Source organism: Duganella phyllosphaerae (assembly GCF_001758785.1).
Classification (GTDB): domain Bacteria; phylum Pseudomonadota; class Gammaproteobacteria; order Burkholderiales; family Burkholderiaceae_D; genus Rugamonas; species Rugamonas phyllosphaerae.
On record NZ_LROM01000156.1, the window covers coordinates 88,742 to 104,813 of the forward strand.

The window sequence follows — 16,072 nt, forward strand, 5'->3', positions numbered from 1 at the left end:
GCGGCGCGGCCAATATCATTCGTCCGCTTGGTGAATTTCGCAATTGCAGCAGCTGTTTGCTGCTTGCAGAATGAACGCAAAATAAAACCCAGCGAGACAATCGATGACGTATTCCCCCCGCCGCGCGCGTGCCTTGGCTGCGACCGCGCTGGCATGCGCGTTCGCCTGCGCCACCCCTGGCTTTGCTGCCGTCGCCCGCCAACTGACGCTCTACAACGGCGCGCCGCCGGCCGGCTTCCACGTCACTGTCGCCGATTCCGAATCGAGCACCGTGCTCGCTGGCGCCACCGCCTCGGTCACGCCGCCGCCCGGCACGCCCACGCGCCAGGTCATCGCTACCCGCACCGGCAAGGAGCTGTCGCTGCAATGGAAAAACGCCTGGTACGCGGCGCTGCGTGTCGACGGCGGCCAACCGCTCGATCTCCGGCCGTATATGGCAAGCGGTGTGCTGGCGCTGGATGTGAAGGTCGATGAACTGGCCAACGGCGGCCTGGCCTTCAAGGTCGGTTGCGGCGACCAGTGCGAACGCGCCGTGTCGTACGTGGTGCCAGCGCGCGCGGCGCAGGGCAAGGGCTGGCAAAAGCTGTCGTATGCACTGAGCTGCTTTGTGCGCGATGGCGCCGATTTCAGCGCTGTGAAGCTGCCGTTCGCGCTGGAGGCCACTGGCGCCGGCAAGGTGGCGATCGCCAACGTGCGCTTGCTGCGCAAGGGCAGGCCCACCATGGCGTGCCCCGACTACCGCACCGCGTCGGTCACGCCCGATAAACTCAACGAGTCGTGGTCGGTCGGGTGGTGGACTGGCCGCCATGAGCAAAAGCTCAAGGAGGCCGCCGCGCTGGGCAAGAAGGCGCAGGTAGTGTTCATCGGCGACTCGATCACCGAGGGCTGGGAAAAGAGCGGCGCGCCGGTCTTCCAGCAGTACTACAAGCGACTCGATGCGCTGGCGCTGGGCTTCGGCGGCGACCGCACCGAAAACGTCTTGTGGCGCCTGCAGCACGGCGAAGTCGATGCCATCGCGCCCAAAGTGGCGGTGCTCATGTTCGGCACCAACAACACCGGCCACCGCAAGGAAAATCCGGTGACCACGGCGGCCGGCATCAGGCGCAATATCGAGGAACTGCGCCAACGCCTGCCGGACACCAGGATCCTGCTGCTGGCGATCTTCCCGCGCGGCGCCACTGCCGACGATCCGGCGCGGCGGCTGAACGACCAGGTCAACGCCATCATCGCCGGCTTTGCCGACAACCGCCACGTGTTCTACCTCGATATCGGCCGGTCTTTCTTACAGCCCGATGGCGCGCTGTCGAAAGACATCATGCCCGACTTGCTGCACCCGAACCAGAACGGTTACGAGATCTGGGCGCGGGAAATGGCGCCCACGCTCGACAGGCTGCTGGGCGGGCAAGGCGCCAGCCCCAATGCGGCTCCTGGCGCCGGATCCAGCTACGCCTGGCGCCCGGTCGCCATCGGCGGCAGCGGCTTCATCTCCGGCATCATCCCCAGCAAAACCCGAAAAGACCTGATCTACCTGCGCACTGACGTTGGCGGCGCCTACCGCCGCGACACCGCCAACGGCCGCTGGGTGGCGCTGACGGACTGGGTGTCGGACCAGGAAACCGGCATCCTCGGCGTGGAGTCGATCGCCACCGATCCTGCCGCGCCCAACAAGCTGTATCTGTCCACCGGCGTCGAGTACCTGAACGGCGGCGCCAGCGCCATCCTCAAGTCCGACGACTACGGCAATACCTTCAAAAAAATCGACGTCACCAGCCAGTTCAAGATCCACGGCAACGGCATGGGGCGCGGTAACGGCGAAAAGCTGCAGGTCGATCCGGCCAACGGCAAAATCCTCTACATCGGTACCCGCGCCAACGGCATGTTCAAGAGCGTCGATGAGGGCTTGACGTGGCAGCACCTGCCCGGCCTGGACGTGACCACCACGCCGCCCAACAACAATGGCGTGAGCTTCGTGGTGCTCGACTCGTCCGCTAAGCCGGCCAGCAAAAAAGACGGGGCCACCCAGCGCCTGTTCGCCGGCGTCTCGCGCTTCGGCAAGAACGGTCCGAACATGTACGTCTCCAACGACGCCGGACGCACCTTCCAGGCCATGGCGGGTGGCCCGGCGCACCTGATGCCGCACCGCGCGGTGCTGGCCGATGGCGCCCTGGTGGTCACGTTTGCCAAGGGCGCCGGTCCGTGGGGCGACGTCGCCAAGGGCGAGGGGCTGGAAGAGGGCGGCGTGTGGCGCTACGATATCGCCGCCGGCACCTGGCGCGACATCTCGCCGCCGCTCAACCGCGCCTATGCCGGCATCACGGTCGATCCAGGCAATCCCCGGCGCATGATCGTCACGACCATCAATTACTACCGCTACTCCAAGGGCCGCATGGGCGACCAGTACTTCGAGACGCTCGACGGCGGCAACAACTGGAAGAGCATCGTCGACCAGGGCGTGAAAATCGACCCGAACGGCGTGAGCTGGATCGGCGGCAGCTTCATGCACTGGGCGGCCAGCATCGAGTTCGATCCGTTCGATGCGCGCTCGGTGATGGTCGTCTCGGGCAATGGCCTGTTCAAGTCCACCGATATTCACGCCAGTCCCGCGGTCTGGAAGTTCGACGATGATGGTATCGAGGAGTCGGTACCGCTCAACCTGGTCAGCATCCCTGGCGGGCCGGTGATTTCGGCCATCGGCGACTACGACGGCTTCCGCCACAGCGACGTTACGCAGTATTCGCCGATCCATACGCCGAGCATGGGCACCACCTGGGGGCTGGACTTTGCGGCGCAAAACCCCAACGTGGTGGCGCGCGTGGGCAGCGCCATGTACGTCTCGCGCGACATGGGCGTGACGTGGACAAAGACCGCCAGACTGCATGGTGAAAAGGGCCAGCTGGCGCTGGGCAGCGACGGCGCCACCATCGTCCACAGCCCGGAAAAATCCGCCACCAGCTACTACAGCCGCGACGGCGGCGACAGCTGGTTGCCGGTCGCAGGCCTGAATGGCGCGCGGCCGGTGGCCGATCCAATCGATGCCAAAAGATTTTACGCGGTGCGGGGCGCCAGCTTCCTGGTCAGCCGCGACGGCGGCGCCTCGTTTGCACCGGCTGCCACGCTGGCATCGGCTACGCAAGCGCGGGCCGTGGTGCGCGCGGCGCCGGGACGCTCGGGTGACGTCTGGGTGCCGCTGTACGATGGCGGCCTGGCGCGCACCACCGACGCCGGCGTTTCCTTTGCCAGCCTGCCCGGCGTGAGCTACGCGGCCGCAGTCGGATTCGGCAAGGCGGCGCCGGGCGCCAGCTATCCCACGGTGTACATCTGGGGCACGGTGGGCGGGGTGCGCGGCGTGTTCCGCTCGACCGACACCGGCGCGACCTGGCTGCGCATCAACGACGACCAGCACCAGTACGGCGGCCCGGGCGACGCCCAGTTCGTCATTGGCGACGCCAATACCTTCGGCGTGGTCTACATGAGCACTGCCGGCCGGGGCATCGTCTTCGGCCGGCCTTTAGCCGAGGGAGAACCGCCCCCAGCCAACTGACTCCTGCACCAGGCGCTTGTGCAAAGTAACAAAAGTACTAAAAGTAACAAGATTTCGCCTGAATTCCTCAGTTCGTGACGGAACCATGTCACAATACTCGTCGCGCCAAAAATCTGGCGTGCTGGATTGTGTCGTCCCGATAGAGGTGGTTGAAGATGCAGATGAAGTCTCATCGTATCGCACTGTTATTTAACGCAAACAAGATTTTCGACCGCGAGATCATCGCGGGCGTCGCCGCTTACCTCGGCAGTACCCGTGCCGCCTGGGATTTGTTCCTGGAAGAGGATTTTCGCCTGCGCCTGTCGGGCCTGGAGAGCTGGCACGGCGACGGCATCATTGCCGACTTCGACGACCCTGCCGTGGCGGCAGCCCTGTCGCGCAGCCGTATCCCGGTCGTGGCCGTGGGCGGCTCGTATGCCGACGACAGCAGCTATCCCGACGGCGTACCCTACGTGGCCACCGACAATTTCAAATTGATCAAGCTGGCGCGCGACCACCTGATCGAGGCCGGACTGCGTAATTTCGCCATGTTCAGCCTGCCGGAGGCGCAGGAAAACCGCTGGGCCCAGGAGCGCGAAAAGGCGTTCCGCACCCTGATGGCCGAAGACAAGATGGAGGCGCAGGTGTATCGCGGCCTCGGCACCAGTGCCGCCGCCTGGGACGAAGCGGTGGAGCAGCAGATCCAGTGGCTGCACAGCCTGCCCAAGCCGGTCGGCATCATCGCCGTGACCGACGCCCGCGCGCGCCAGCTGATGCAGGCCTGTATCATCGCCGGCATCGAGGTGCCGGAACAGGTGGCCCTGATCGGCATCGACAACGACCCGCTGGCGCGCATGCTCACCCGCATACCACTGAGTTCCGTGATCCAGGGCGCGCAGGAGATGGGCCGCACCGCCGCCCAGTTGCTCGACCAGATGCTGCACGGCGCCCGCCTGCAAGGCACGCGCGTGCTGGTGCCGCCAATCGGCATCAATATCCAGACGTCCACCCGCCACGAAGCGGCCAAGCACCCGCACGTGATGCGCGCCCGGCACTTCATCCGCCAATACGCGTGCCAGGGCATCAAGACCCACCAGGTGGCCGAATACGTGGGCATTTCGCGCTCGTCGCTGGAGTCGTACTTCCGCCAGGAGCTCGATTGCAGCGTGCACGACGTGATCCTGCGCTTCAAGCTCGATGCGGCCACCGAGATGCTGGCGCAGGGCGACCGCACCATCTCGGACGTGGCGCTCAGCTGCGGCTTCACGTCGGTGCAGTACATGCACGCGGTGTTCAAGCGGGAGCTCGGGTGTACGCCGCGCGCTTACCAAGATAAGGCGAAGGATCAAGCCAAGGATCAGGCCAAGGCGGGCCGGGAGCAAGCCTGCGCGTAAATCATGACCGCGCTTGGTGAGTTTCATAATTGCCGCCCCCGGGGAATCGGGTCAAAATCCTCTCGCAGTTTGCCTGCATGCCTGGAGAGAGAGAGACCTTGGAAAATAATATTAAAGCAATGCTGCCGGACGACTTGAGCCGGGCAGTGATGGTAGGCCGCGTGTGGTGTAAAGATGGCCCCTGCGTGGTCGCGGTACGCAACGGCGAGGTGTTCGACATCTCGGCCCATGCCCCCACCATGTCCGATTTGCTCGAGCGCGACGACGCCCTCGAGATTGCGCGCAGCGCGCCGGGCGCCTCGCTTGGCCCGGTGCAGCAGCTGCTGGCCGATGCGATGGCCCGCAACGCCGATGACGATACCCCCAAACTGCTGGCCCCCTGCGACCTGCAGGCCGTCAAGGCCTGCGGCGTGACCTTTGCCGTGAGCCTGCTCGAGCGCGTGATCGAAGAGCAGGCCAAGGGCGTGCCTGCCCGCGCCGCCGAACTGCGCGCCGAGATCCAGACCATCATCGGTTCCGACCTGTCGGCGATCCGCCCCGGCTCCGACGAAGCCCAAAAGCTCAAGGAAAGCCTGATCGCGCGCGGCATCTGGTCGCAATATATGGAAGTCGGCATCGGCAAGGATGCCGAAGTGTTCTCCAAGTCGCAGCCGATGGCCTCAGTTGCCAGCGGCGCCGACGTCGGCCTGCACCCGGATTCGAAATGGAACAACCCCGAGCCGGAAATCGTTTTGGCGGTCAACAGCCGCGCCCAGGTGCGCGGCGCCACGCTCGGCAACGACGTCAACCTGCGCGACATCGAGGGCCGCAGCGCCCTGTTGCTGGGCAAGGCCAAGGACAACAACGGCTCGTGCGCGATCGGCCCGTTCATCCGTTTGTTCGACGAACACTTCACCATCGACACCGTGCGCAACGCCGAAGTGCGGATGCTGATCGAAGGACAGGACGACGACTTCCGCCTCGAAGGCAGCAGCCGCATGCGCGAAATCAGCCGCGATCCGCTCGACCTGGTCGCCCAGACCTGCGGCCCGCACCACCAGTACCCGGACGGCTTCATGCTGTTCCTGGGGACGATGTTCTCGCCGATCAAGGACCGCGATGCGGCCGGTGGCGGCTTTACCCACCACCTGGGCGACCGTGTGACCATCGCCACGCCGTCGCTGGGCGCGCTGGTCAACACCGTGCAGCGCAGCGACCAGATCACGCCGTGGACCTACGGCACCCGTGCGCTGCTGAACCGGGCCCGTGGTACCGAAGTTGTCACGCCAAGCGCAGCGCAACCGAAGCCAGGTACCACCTTCGAGCAGCCGATCTACCCGAGCCTGGCCGGCAAGCGCGTGGTCGTCACCGGTGGCGGCAGCGGCATCGGCGCCGGCATGGTCGAGGCATTCGCCCGCCAGGGTGCGCGCGTGCACTTCCTCGACATCGCGGAAGCCGATTCGCAGGCGTTGCAGGTCAAGCTGGCCGGCCTGGCCGTGCCGCCCCTGTTCGTGCCGTGCGACCTGACCAACCTCGCCACCGTGGCGAAAGTATTCGCCGACATCGGCCCGGTCGATGTCCTGATCAACAACGCCGCCAACGACGATCGTCATTCGCTCGCCGAAGTCACCCCGCAGTACTGGGAAAACCGCATGGCCGTCAACCTGCGCCACCAGTACTTCTGCGCCCAGGCCGTGGCGCCGGGCATGCAGGCGCAGGGCGATGGCGTGATCCTGAACTTCGGTTCGATCTCGTGGCACCTGGCGCTGCCGGACCTGACGCTGTACATGACCGCCAAGGCGGCCATCGAAGGCATGACGCGCGGCCTGGCCCGCGACCTGGGCCAGCACAATGTGCGCGTGAACTGCATCGTGCCCGGCGGCGTGCGTACGCCGCGCCAGGAAGCGCTGTGGCACACGCCGGAAGAGGAAGCGCGTATCCTGGCCGGCCAATGCCTGAAGGCGCGCGTGGAAGTCGATGACGTGGCAGCGCTGGCGTTGTTCCTGGCGTCCGACAGTGCGCGCCGTTGCAGCGGCCGCGATTACTATGTCGATGCCGGCTGGTACGGAGCCTGAACACGATGAGCAATCAGACTAGCAATCAAATGAGCGACCTGAATGACATGAACGACATGAGCCAGCGGACCGTGGGCGAAGCGCCGCGCCGCTACCGCTCGCAGGACTGGTTCGACAATCCCGATCATATCGACATGACCGCGCTGTACCTCGAGCGCTTCATGAACTACGGCATCACGCCGGAAGAACTGCGCTCGGGCCGCCCGATCATCGGCATCGCCCAGAGCGGCAGCGACATCAGCCCGTGCAACCGCATCCACCTGGAACTGGCCAAGCGCGTGCGCGACGGCATCCGTGACGCCGGCGGCATCGCCATGGAGTTTCCGCTCCATCCGATCTTCGAAAACTGCCGCCGCCCGACAGCCGCCATCGACCGCAACCTGGCCTATCTTGGCCTGGTCGAAATCCTGCATGGTTACCCGATCGATGCCGTGGTGCTGACCACCGGCTGCGACAAGACCACGCCGGCACAGGTGATGGCCGCATCGACCGTCGATATTCCCGCCATCGTGCTGTCCGGCGGGCCGATGCTCGACGGCTGGTTCGAGGGCGAACTGGCAGGTTCGGGCGCGGCGATCTGGAAGGGCCGCCGTCAGCTCGCTGCCGGCACCATCGACAACGAAAAATTCCTGCAGATCGCGGCGGCTTCGGCGCCGTCGGCCGGCCACTGCAACACCATGGGCACGGCATCGACCATGAACGCGATTGCCGAAGCGCTGGGCCTGTCGCTGACCGGCTGCTCGGCCATTCCCGCGCCGTACCGCGAGCGCGGCCAGATGGCCTACGAGACCGGCCGCCGCATCGTGGAGATGGCCAAGCGCGACATCAAGCCGTCGAGCATCCTCACGCGCGACGCCTTCCTCGACGCCATCGTCACCAATGCGGCGATCGGCGGCTCCACCAACGCCCAGCAGCACATCGTGGCCATGGCGCGCCACGCGGGCGTGGAACTCAAATCGAGCGACTGGATGGAATACGGCCACGAAGTACCGCTGCTGCTCAATATGCAGCCAGCCGGTAAATTCCTCGGCGAGCGTTTCCACCGGGCCGGCGGCGTGCCGGCCGTGATGTGGGAACTGGAGCAGCAGGGCATGCTGCGCTCGGACCGCGCCACCGTCACCGGCCGCACCATGCGCGAAAACCTCGCTGGCCGCGAAACCGTGGACCGCGAAGTGATCTATCCGTTCAACGCGCCGCTGAAAACCGACGCCGGCTTCTTCGTCTTGAAGGGCAACCTGTTCGACTTCGCCATCATGAAGACGTCCGTGATTTCGGAAGCCTTCCGCGCGCGCTACCTGAGCGAGCCTGGCCGCGAAAACGTGTTCGAATGCCGCGCCATCGTGTTCGACGGTTCCGGCGACTACCACGCCCGCATCAACGATCCATCCTTGGCCATCGACGAAGACTGCATCCTGGTCATCCGTGGCGCCGGCCCGGTGGGCTGGCCCGGTTCGGCCGAAGTGGTCAACATGCAGCCGCCCGATGCGCTGGTCAAGCGCGGCATCAACTGGTTGCCCACGCTGGGCGACGGTCGCCAGTCCGGCACCTCGGACAGTCCGTCGATCCTGAACGCTTCGCCCGAGAGCGCGGTAGGCGGCGGCCTGGCATGGCTGCGCACCGGCGACCGCATTCGCGTCGATCTGAACGCCGGCCAGTGCGATGCGCTGGTGCCGGAAGCGGAATGGGAAGAGCGCAAGAAAGGACCGATTCCAGCCTATCCGGCCAGCCAGACGCCGTGGCAGGAAATCTACCGCAGCACGGTAGGCCAGATGGAGCATGGCGCGGTGATGGAACTGGCCGTACCATACCGGGCGGTGGCCGATACGCTGCCGCGCCATAACCATTAAGTAATTCAGCCGGGCGGAGACCCGGCACTTACCGAAAATTCACAGGAGACGAAACAATGAAAAAACTGCTTACTTCCGCCGCTGTCGCGGTCATGCTGGTGTGCGCAGGCGGCAACGCCATGGCCGACGCCAAGAATCCTAAAATCGGCTTCTCGATCGACGACCTGCGCCTCGAGCGCTGGGCTCGCGACCGCGACTACTTCGTCGCCGCCGCCGAGAAGCAGGGCGCCAAGGTGTTCGTGCAATCGGCCGACGCCAGCGAACAGCGCCAGATCGCCCAGATCGAGAACCTGATCTCGCGCGGTGTCGATGTGCTGGTGATCGTGCCGTACAACGCCACGGTGCTCAACAACGCCATCCGCGAAGCGAAAAAAGCCAAGATCAAGGTGGTGTCGTACGACCGCCTGATCCTCAACGCCGATGTCGACGCCTACATCTCGTTCGACAACAAGAAGGTCGGCGAGCTGCAAGCGAAGGGCGTGCTGGCGGTCAAACCGAAGGGTAACTACTACCTGCTCGGTGGCGCGCCGACCGACAACAACGCCAAGATGCTGCGCGAAGGCCAGTTGGCCGTGCTGCAGCCGCTGATCGACAAGGGCGACATCAAGGTCATCGGCAAGCAGTGGGTCAAGGACTGGAGCCCGTCCGAGGCGATGTCGATCATCGAAAATGCGCTCACCGCCAACGGCAACAAGCTCGATGCCGTGGTTGCGTCCAACGACGCCACCGCCGGCGGCGCGGTGCAGGCGCTGGCCTCGCAAAAGCTCGACGGCAAGGTGGCAGTATCGGGCCAGGATGCCGATCTGGCCGGCGTGCGCCGCGTGATCGCCGGTACCCAGACCATGACCGTCTACAAGCCGTTGAAATTGATCGCCACCGAGGCGGCCAACCTGTCGATCCAGCTGGTGCGCGGCGAGAAGCCGGCCTTCAACACCAAGATCAACAACGGCTTCAAGCAGGTCGATACCCGTTTGCTGGAACCAACGCTGCTGACCAAAGCCAACGTGGATACGGTCGTCACCGACGGCTTCTACACCAAGGCCCAGCTGGCCGCCAAGTAAGCCGCATTCACTACCTGTAGCAACCACAGGGCGCTGCCTGCGCCCGGAGGGCATGCGCCGCATGCCTTCCCATCACCACCTCTGCGAGAACTTTGTATGTCCGGCTATTTGCTAGAAATGAAGGGCATCGCCAAAAAATTTGGCGGTGTCCCCGCGCTCGACGGCATCGACCTGACCTTGAAGGCAGGCGAGTGCATCGGCTTGTGCGGCGAGAACGGCGCCGGCAAATCGACGCTGATGAAAGTGCTGTCCGCCGTGTACCCGCATGGCACCTGGGACGGCCAGATCCTGATGGACGGCAAACCGCTCGAAGCGCAGTCGATCCGCGAAAGCGAGGCCGCCGGCATCGTCATCATCCACCAGGAACTGATGCTGGTGCCCGAGCTGTCGGTGACCGAAAACCTCTTCCTCGGCAACGAGATCACGCTGCCCGGCGGACGCATGGATTATCCCGCCATGAACCAGCGCGCCGAAGCGCTGCTCAAGGAACTCAATCTGCGCGACGTCAACGTGGTGCTGCCGGTCTCCACCTATGGCGGCGGCCACCAGCAACTGATCGAGATCGCCAAGGCGCTCAACAAGAACGCCCGCGTGCTGATCCTCGACGAGCCGTCGTCGTCGCTCACCGCCAACGAAATCAAGGTGCTGCTCGACATCGTGCGCGGCCTGAAAGCCAAGGGCGTGGCGTGCGTGTACATCTCGCACAAGCTCGACGAAGTGGAAGCGATCTGCGACACCATCGTGGTGATCCGCGACGGCAAGCACATCGCCACCACGCCGATGGACCGCATGGACGTCAACCAGATCATCGCCCAGATGGTGGGCCGCGAAATGAGCCAGATGTATCCGACGCTCGAACGCACGCCCGGCGAAGTGGTGTTCGAGGCGCGCAACGTCACCTGCTACGACCTCGATCGGCCCGAACGCAAGAAGGTCGACAACGTCTCGTTCTCGCTGCGTCGCGGCGAGATCCTCGGCATCGCCGGCCTGGTGGGAGCGGGCCGCACCGAGCTGGTAACCGCGCTGTTCGGCGCCTACCCGGGCCGCTGCGAAGCGGAGGTGTGGCTGGAAGGCCAGCGCATCGACAGTCGCACGCCGCTCAAGGCGATCCGCTGCGGGCTGGCGCTGGTGCCGGAAGACCGCAAGCACCATGGCATCGTGCGCGATATGGACGTGGGCCAGAACATCACCTTGTCGGTGCTGGGCCGCTTTGCGCGCTTCACCCGCATCGACCGCGAGGCCGAACTGGCAGTGGTGAGCGAGGAAATCGCCCGGCTGGGACTGAAGACGGCCAGCCCGTTCCTGTCGATCACGTCGCTCTCGGGCGGCAACCAGCAAAAGGCGGTGCTGTCCAAGATGCTGCTCACTAAACCGAAGGTGCTGATCCTCGACGAGCCGACGCGCGGGGTGGACGTGGGCGCCAAGTTCGAAATCTACAAGCTGATGCTGGAACTGGCGGCGCAGGGCATGTCCATCATCATGGTGTCGTCGGAACTGGCCGAAGTGCTGGGCGTGTCCGATCGCGTGCTGGTGATGGGAGAAGGGAAGCTGCGCGGCGACTTCGTCAACGACAACCTGAGCCAGGAAACCGTGCTGGCCGCCGCGCTCACGCACTGAACGCACTGAACACAGAGTACAAAGAACCCATGCAAACTACCAATCTCAAACAACTGTTCACGCAGTACAAAATCCTGGCGCTGCTCATTGCAATTGCCATCATCTGGGCCTTCTTCAGCTGGAAGACCGAGGGCGGCTTTACCTCGCCGCGCAACCTGTCGAACCTGATGCGCCAGATGGCGGTGACCGGCATCGTCGCCTGCGGCATGGCGTTCGTGATCATCGCCGGCGAGATCGATCTGTCGGTCGGCTCGCTGCTTGGCCTGCTGGGCGGGATCGCCGCAGTCCTGGACGTCACGCACGGCATGCCGCTGCCGGCCACCATCGCGGTGGTGCTGGCGTGCGGCCTGGTGCTGGGCCTCTTCAACGGCTACCTCACTGCCTACAAGGGCATACCGTCGTTTATCGTGGGCCTGGGCGGCATGCTGGCCTATCGCGGCATCGTGCTCGGCGTGACCGGCGGCTCCACCATCGCGCCGGTGTCCGATCCGCTGGTGAACCTGGGCCAGGGCTACCTGTCGCCGCAGATGGGCGTGGTGCTGGGCGTGGCGCTGTTCGTGCTGGCGGCCGTGCTGACGCTGCGCCAGCGCGCCAGCCTGGCGCGCCATGGCCTGCCGGTGCACCCGGTGTGGCAGGACGCGCTGCGCCTGGCCGCCATTGGCGCCGTGCTGTTCGCGTTCGTGCGCACCTTGAACAGCTACGAGGGCATTCCGCTGCCGGTGTTGCTGCTGCTGGCGCTGCTGGGCATCTTCAGCTACGTCGCCACCCAGACCGTGTTCGGTCGCCGGATCTACGCGGTGGGCAGCAATATGGAGGCCACGCGCCTGTCGGGCGTGAATGTACAAGCCGTCAAGCTGTGGATCTTCGGCTTGATGGGCGTGATGTGCGCGCTCGCTGGCCTGATCAACACCGCGCGCCTGGCCGCTGGTTCGCCGTCGGCCGGCACCTCGGGCGAACTCGATGCGATCGCCGCCTGCTTCATCGGCGGCACGTCGATGCGCGGCGGCTCGGGCACCGTGTACGGCGCCCTGATCGGGGCGCTGGTGATGGCCAGCCTGGACAACGGCATGTCGATGCTGGACGTGGACAGCTACTGGCAAATGATCGTCAAGGGCGCGATCCTGACCCTGGCCGTGTGGGTGGACGTGGCCACACGTTCAGCACGCAGATAATTCATTTGTCCACTAAATAAGCCCCGTGTTTAGTAGACGGCCCGCAACAGCGGGCCGTTTGCATTGCAGTTGTCGGAAGTAAGCGACGCTTGCTGATTATCATTCGCCCGCTTGGTGATTTTCGCAATTGCCGCACGATTCGGTAACTTGCAGAATCTTCGTATAGATTCGTCAGGTCCGCGGCCTCCCCAGCCCGAGTCACTAGACGATAAAAAATAACGACGAGCGAGACACACCCAATGACGACGATCGAGCCTGCCGCGCTGCCCAGCGCCGGCGCCGTTGCGCGCCGCTTTGCAAACGATTTCACACGTAGCGCAGCGATACCTAATCAGTTGTAGAGCAGCACCGGAGCAGCATCAACCAGGCCGCAGAGCCTTGATCGAACCAAATAACCTTGGAGAGCACAGATGAAACACAACTTTAAAAAGACCGCCATTGCGATGGGCCTGGCCCAGATGGCGCTGATGCTGGGCGCTGCCCAGGCACAGGAACAGGCGCAGGCCCCGGTGCAGAGCACCGGCAACGACGCCACCGTCAACACGGCAGCCGCACCGGCGGGCTCGATGACGTCGGTGGTCGTGACCGGCCAGCGCGCGGCGCTGCAGTCGGCGCAAAAAATCAAGCAGAACGCCGACGAGGTGGTCGATTCGATCGCCGCCGACGATATCGGCAAGCTGCCGGACCGCTCGGTGACCGAGGTGCTGCAGCGCGTATCGGGCGTGACCATCGACCGCGCCATGGCGCGCAGCGATCCCGATCACTTCTCGGTCGAAGGCTCCGGCGTGTCGGTGCGTGGCCTGAGCTACGTGCGCTCCGAACTCAATGGCCGCGATTCGTTCTCGGCCAACGGCGGCCGCTCGCTCAACTTCGAAGACGTGCCGCCAGAGCTGATGGCAGGCGTGGACATCTACAAGAACCCGTCGGCGGAACAGGTGGAGGGCGCCATCGGTGGCCTGATCAACCTGCGCACCGCGATGCCGTTCGACTACAAGGGCTTCAAGGCTGCCATCTCCGGTTCCGCGACCCACTCCGAACTGCGCAAGGGCAAGGCTTCGCCGTCGTACTCGGGCATGGTCTCCAACCGCTGGAAAACGCCGATCGGCGAAATCGGCGCCCTGGTCGACCTGGCCTACTCGGAATCGGCCACCCGCACCGACGCCGTCCAGGTCGAGCCGTACTACCAGATCCAGGATAACGGTCGCACCGTGTGGGTGCCGAAAGGCGCGCAATGGCGCTCGCTCAACTTCGACCGCACCCGCGAAGGCGCGTACGGCGCCCTGCAATGGAAGCCGAGCAGCACCCTGACCACCGGCCTGACTTTCTTCAAGTCGAAGTACAAGATGCAGTGGGACGAGCAGGCGATCTTCGGCTCGGCCGATCCGTATGCGATCAAGGTCACCGATGGCGAGTATGGCGACAACGGGGCACTGCTCAAGGGCACGCTTACCAATACCGATCCGACCAAGGGCATCAACTTCAACAACGACACCCGCACCGCCTGGCGCAAGTCCGACACCACCGACATTTCGTGGAATGCGCGCTGGCGCCCGAACGACCGCTGGACCATCGTCACCGACCTGCAAAAAATCCGCGCCAACACCCGCAGCGTCGACTCGACCGTGGCTACCGGCCTGAAAATGCCGAAGGAGCAGCTGGACCTGACCGGCAGCGTGCCATCGATTACCTTCGATGCCGCCGACCGCGCCTACCTGGCCAACCCGAACAACTACTACTGGGCCTTCACGATGGAGCACCTGGATCGCGCGAAAGCCGAATCCAAGGCGGGCAAGATCGACCTGAAGTACGACTTCGACAATCCGATCCTGCGCGACATCCGCTTCGGCGCTCGCCTGACCGACCGCGACTCGACGACCGAAAACTCGAATCCGAGCTATAACTGGCAAGGCATCACCCAGGACTGGATGGGCGGCCTGCAGGGCAAGCTGGCGTACCTGGGCGATCCACGCTTCTCCGGCTCCACCAACGTCCACTCGTTCAAGAATTTCTTCAACGGTAAAATCGACGTGCCGGCAGTGGCCTTCCCGGACGTGTCGCTGGCCCGGGGCTACCCGGACAGCTACGCCAAGCTGCACTCGTACCGTGGCATCCTGTGCGCGGAAAACGGCACCACCTGCGATCCCTGGAACCAGGCTACCTTCGGCGGCGACCCGAAAGGCATCAACCAGCAGTCGGAAAAAACCAAGGCCCTGTACGCGCAGACGCGCTTCGGCTTCGACGACCTGAAATACCCGATCGACGGTAACATCGGTCTGCGCATGGTCAAGACCGATTCGCACGCCAACGGCTACACCCTGTTCAGCTCTTCGGCCACGCCAGGACCCGGCATCCCGGTCATCGTGCCGTATGCCCGCGCCGAGAACTTCGACAACTCGTACCGCAACTGGCTGCCCAGCCTGAACCTGCGCCTGAAGGCGACCGACACGCTGCAGTTCCGCTTTGCGTTTGCCTCCGCGCTGTCGCGTCCCGATCCATCGCAGCTGCAGGCTTACACCAAGCTCACGCAAAGCGTGGACAACAATTCGCAGGTCGTCAGCTACACCGGCGAAGCCGAGGGCAATCCCAACCTGCGTCCGATCACCGCCAAGCAGGTCGACCTGACCGCCGAGTGGTACTTCTCGCCGGTGGGCTCGATAACGCTGGCCGTGTTCAACAAGCGCCTCAAGGACGTCATCGTCAAGCAGACCACCATCAACCGGCTGCCCGACACCGCTGGCGTGATGCATGACTTCACCACCACCTCGCCGGTCAATGGCGCCAAGGGCCGCGCGCGCGGTTTCGAGCTGGCGTACCAGCAGTACTTCGACAAGCTGCCTGGTGCCTGGTCGGGCCTGGGCATCCAGGGTAACTTCACCTTCGTCGACAGCGAGCGCACCCTGTACAACGGCGTGTACTCGCAGTACTGCACCGCTACCACCGGCGCGGCCAACCTGAACCTGAACCTGAACGGCTGCGATACCAACGGCACCACCTTCGGCAATCTGCCGCTGGAAAACCTGTCGCGCCAGTCGTACAACCTGGCCCTGATGTATGACAAGGGCCCATGGTCGGCGCGTATGGCCTACAATTGGCGTTCGAAGAGCCTGCAGGCGGTCAACGTCAGCGGCACCAACGGCACCGACGGCACCGACACCAATCCTGCCAGCCCGACCGTCGGCCAGCACAACGTGGCATGGGGCTTGCCTACCTGGGCGGACGATTACGGCCAGGCCGATGCCTCGCTCTCGTACAAGATCAACGACCGTATGCAGATCGGCATCGAAGCGCAGAATCTGACCGACTCCAAGTACAAGATCCTGATGCAGCAAAGTACCGGTTTGATGGGCCGTTCCTGGTTCTCGTCGGGCCGCCGCTATACCGCCCGTCTGACCTACAACTTCGAATAA

The 16,072-nt window shown here is 64.5% G+C and carries 7 protein-coding genes and 2 pseudogenes; all 9 read left to right on the forward strand.

Annotated elements, in window-relative coordinates:
• The first annotated feature begins 103 nt into the window (after positions 1 to 103).
• The 9 genes and pseudogenes from DUPY_RS26840 (at position 104) to DUPY_RS26875 (ending at position 16,072) form a co-directional block, all read left to right on the forward strand.
• Positions 104 to 3,541 (forward strand): GDSL-type esterase/lipase family protein, encoded by a 3,438-nt coding sequence (locus DUPY_RS26840; protein ID WP_070252334.1) that lies wholly within the window; start codon positions 104 to 106, stop codon positions 3,539 to 3,541.
• A gap of 161 nt (positions 3,542 to 3,702) precedes the next feature.
• Positions 3,703 to 4,914, forward strand: coding sequence for a XylR family transcriptional regulator (locus tag DUPY_RS26845; RefSeq protein WP_070252335.1), 1,212 nt, complete (start codon positions 3,703 to 3,705; stop codon positions 4,912 to 4,914).
• Positions 4,915 to 5,033: 119 nt separating this feature from the next.
• Positions 5,034 to 6,146, forward strand: a pseudogene (locus DUPY_RS28575) (fumarylacetoacetate hydrolase family protein); the annotation flags it as partial.
• 81 nt (positions 6,147 to 6,227) lie between these two features.
• Positions 6,228 to 6,968, forward strand: a pseudogene (xylB, locus tag DUPY_RS28580) (D-xylose 1-dehydrogenase); the annotation flags it as partial.
• Positions 6,969 to 7,024: 56 nt separating this feature from the next.
• Positions 7,025 to 8,815 carry an IlvD/Edd family dehydratase gene (locus tag DUPY_RS26855; protein WP_070252369.1) on the forward strand — a complete coding sequence of 597 codons (1,791 nt, stop codon included), beginning with the start codon at positions 7,025 to 7,027 and terminating at the stop codon, positions 8,813 to 8,815.
• 56 nt (positions 8,816 to 8,871) lie between these two features.
• Positions 8,872 to 9,876, forward strand: a complete 1,005-nt coding sequence (xylF, locus tag DUPY_RS26860; protein ID WP_070252339.1) for a D-xylose ABC transporter substrate-binding protein — start codon at positions 8,872 to 8,874, stop codon at positions 9,874 to 9,876.
• A gap of 96 nt (positions 9,877 to 9,972) precedes the next feature.
• Positions 9,973 to 11,493: a D-xylose ABC transporter ATP-binding protein gene (gene xylG / locus DUPY_RS26865; RefSeq protein ID WP_070252340.1), complete on the forward strand. Its 1,521-nt coding sequence runs from the start codon at positions 9,973 to 9,975 to the stop codon at positions 11,491 to 11,493.
• A gap of 29 nt (positions 11,494 to 11,522) precedes the next feature.
• Positions 11,523 to 12,665, forward strand: coding sequence for a sugar ABC transporter permease (locus DUPY_RS26870; protein WP_070252342.1), 1,143 nt, complete (start codon positions 11,523 to 11,525; stop codon positions 12,663 to 12,665).
• A 410-nt stretch (positions 12,666 to 13,075) separates the two neighbouring features.
• On the forward strand, positions 13,076 to 16,072 hold the full coding sequence (locus DUPY_RS26875) for a TonB-dependent receptor (RefSeq protein ID WP_070252344.1): 2,997 nt from the start codon (positions 13,076 to 13,078) through the stop codon (positions 16,070 to 16,072).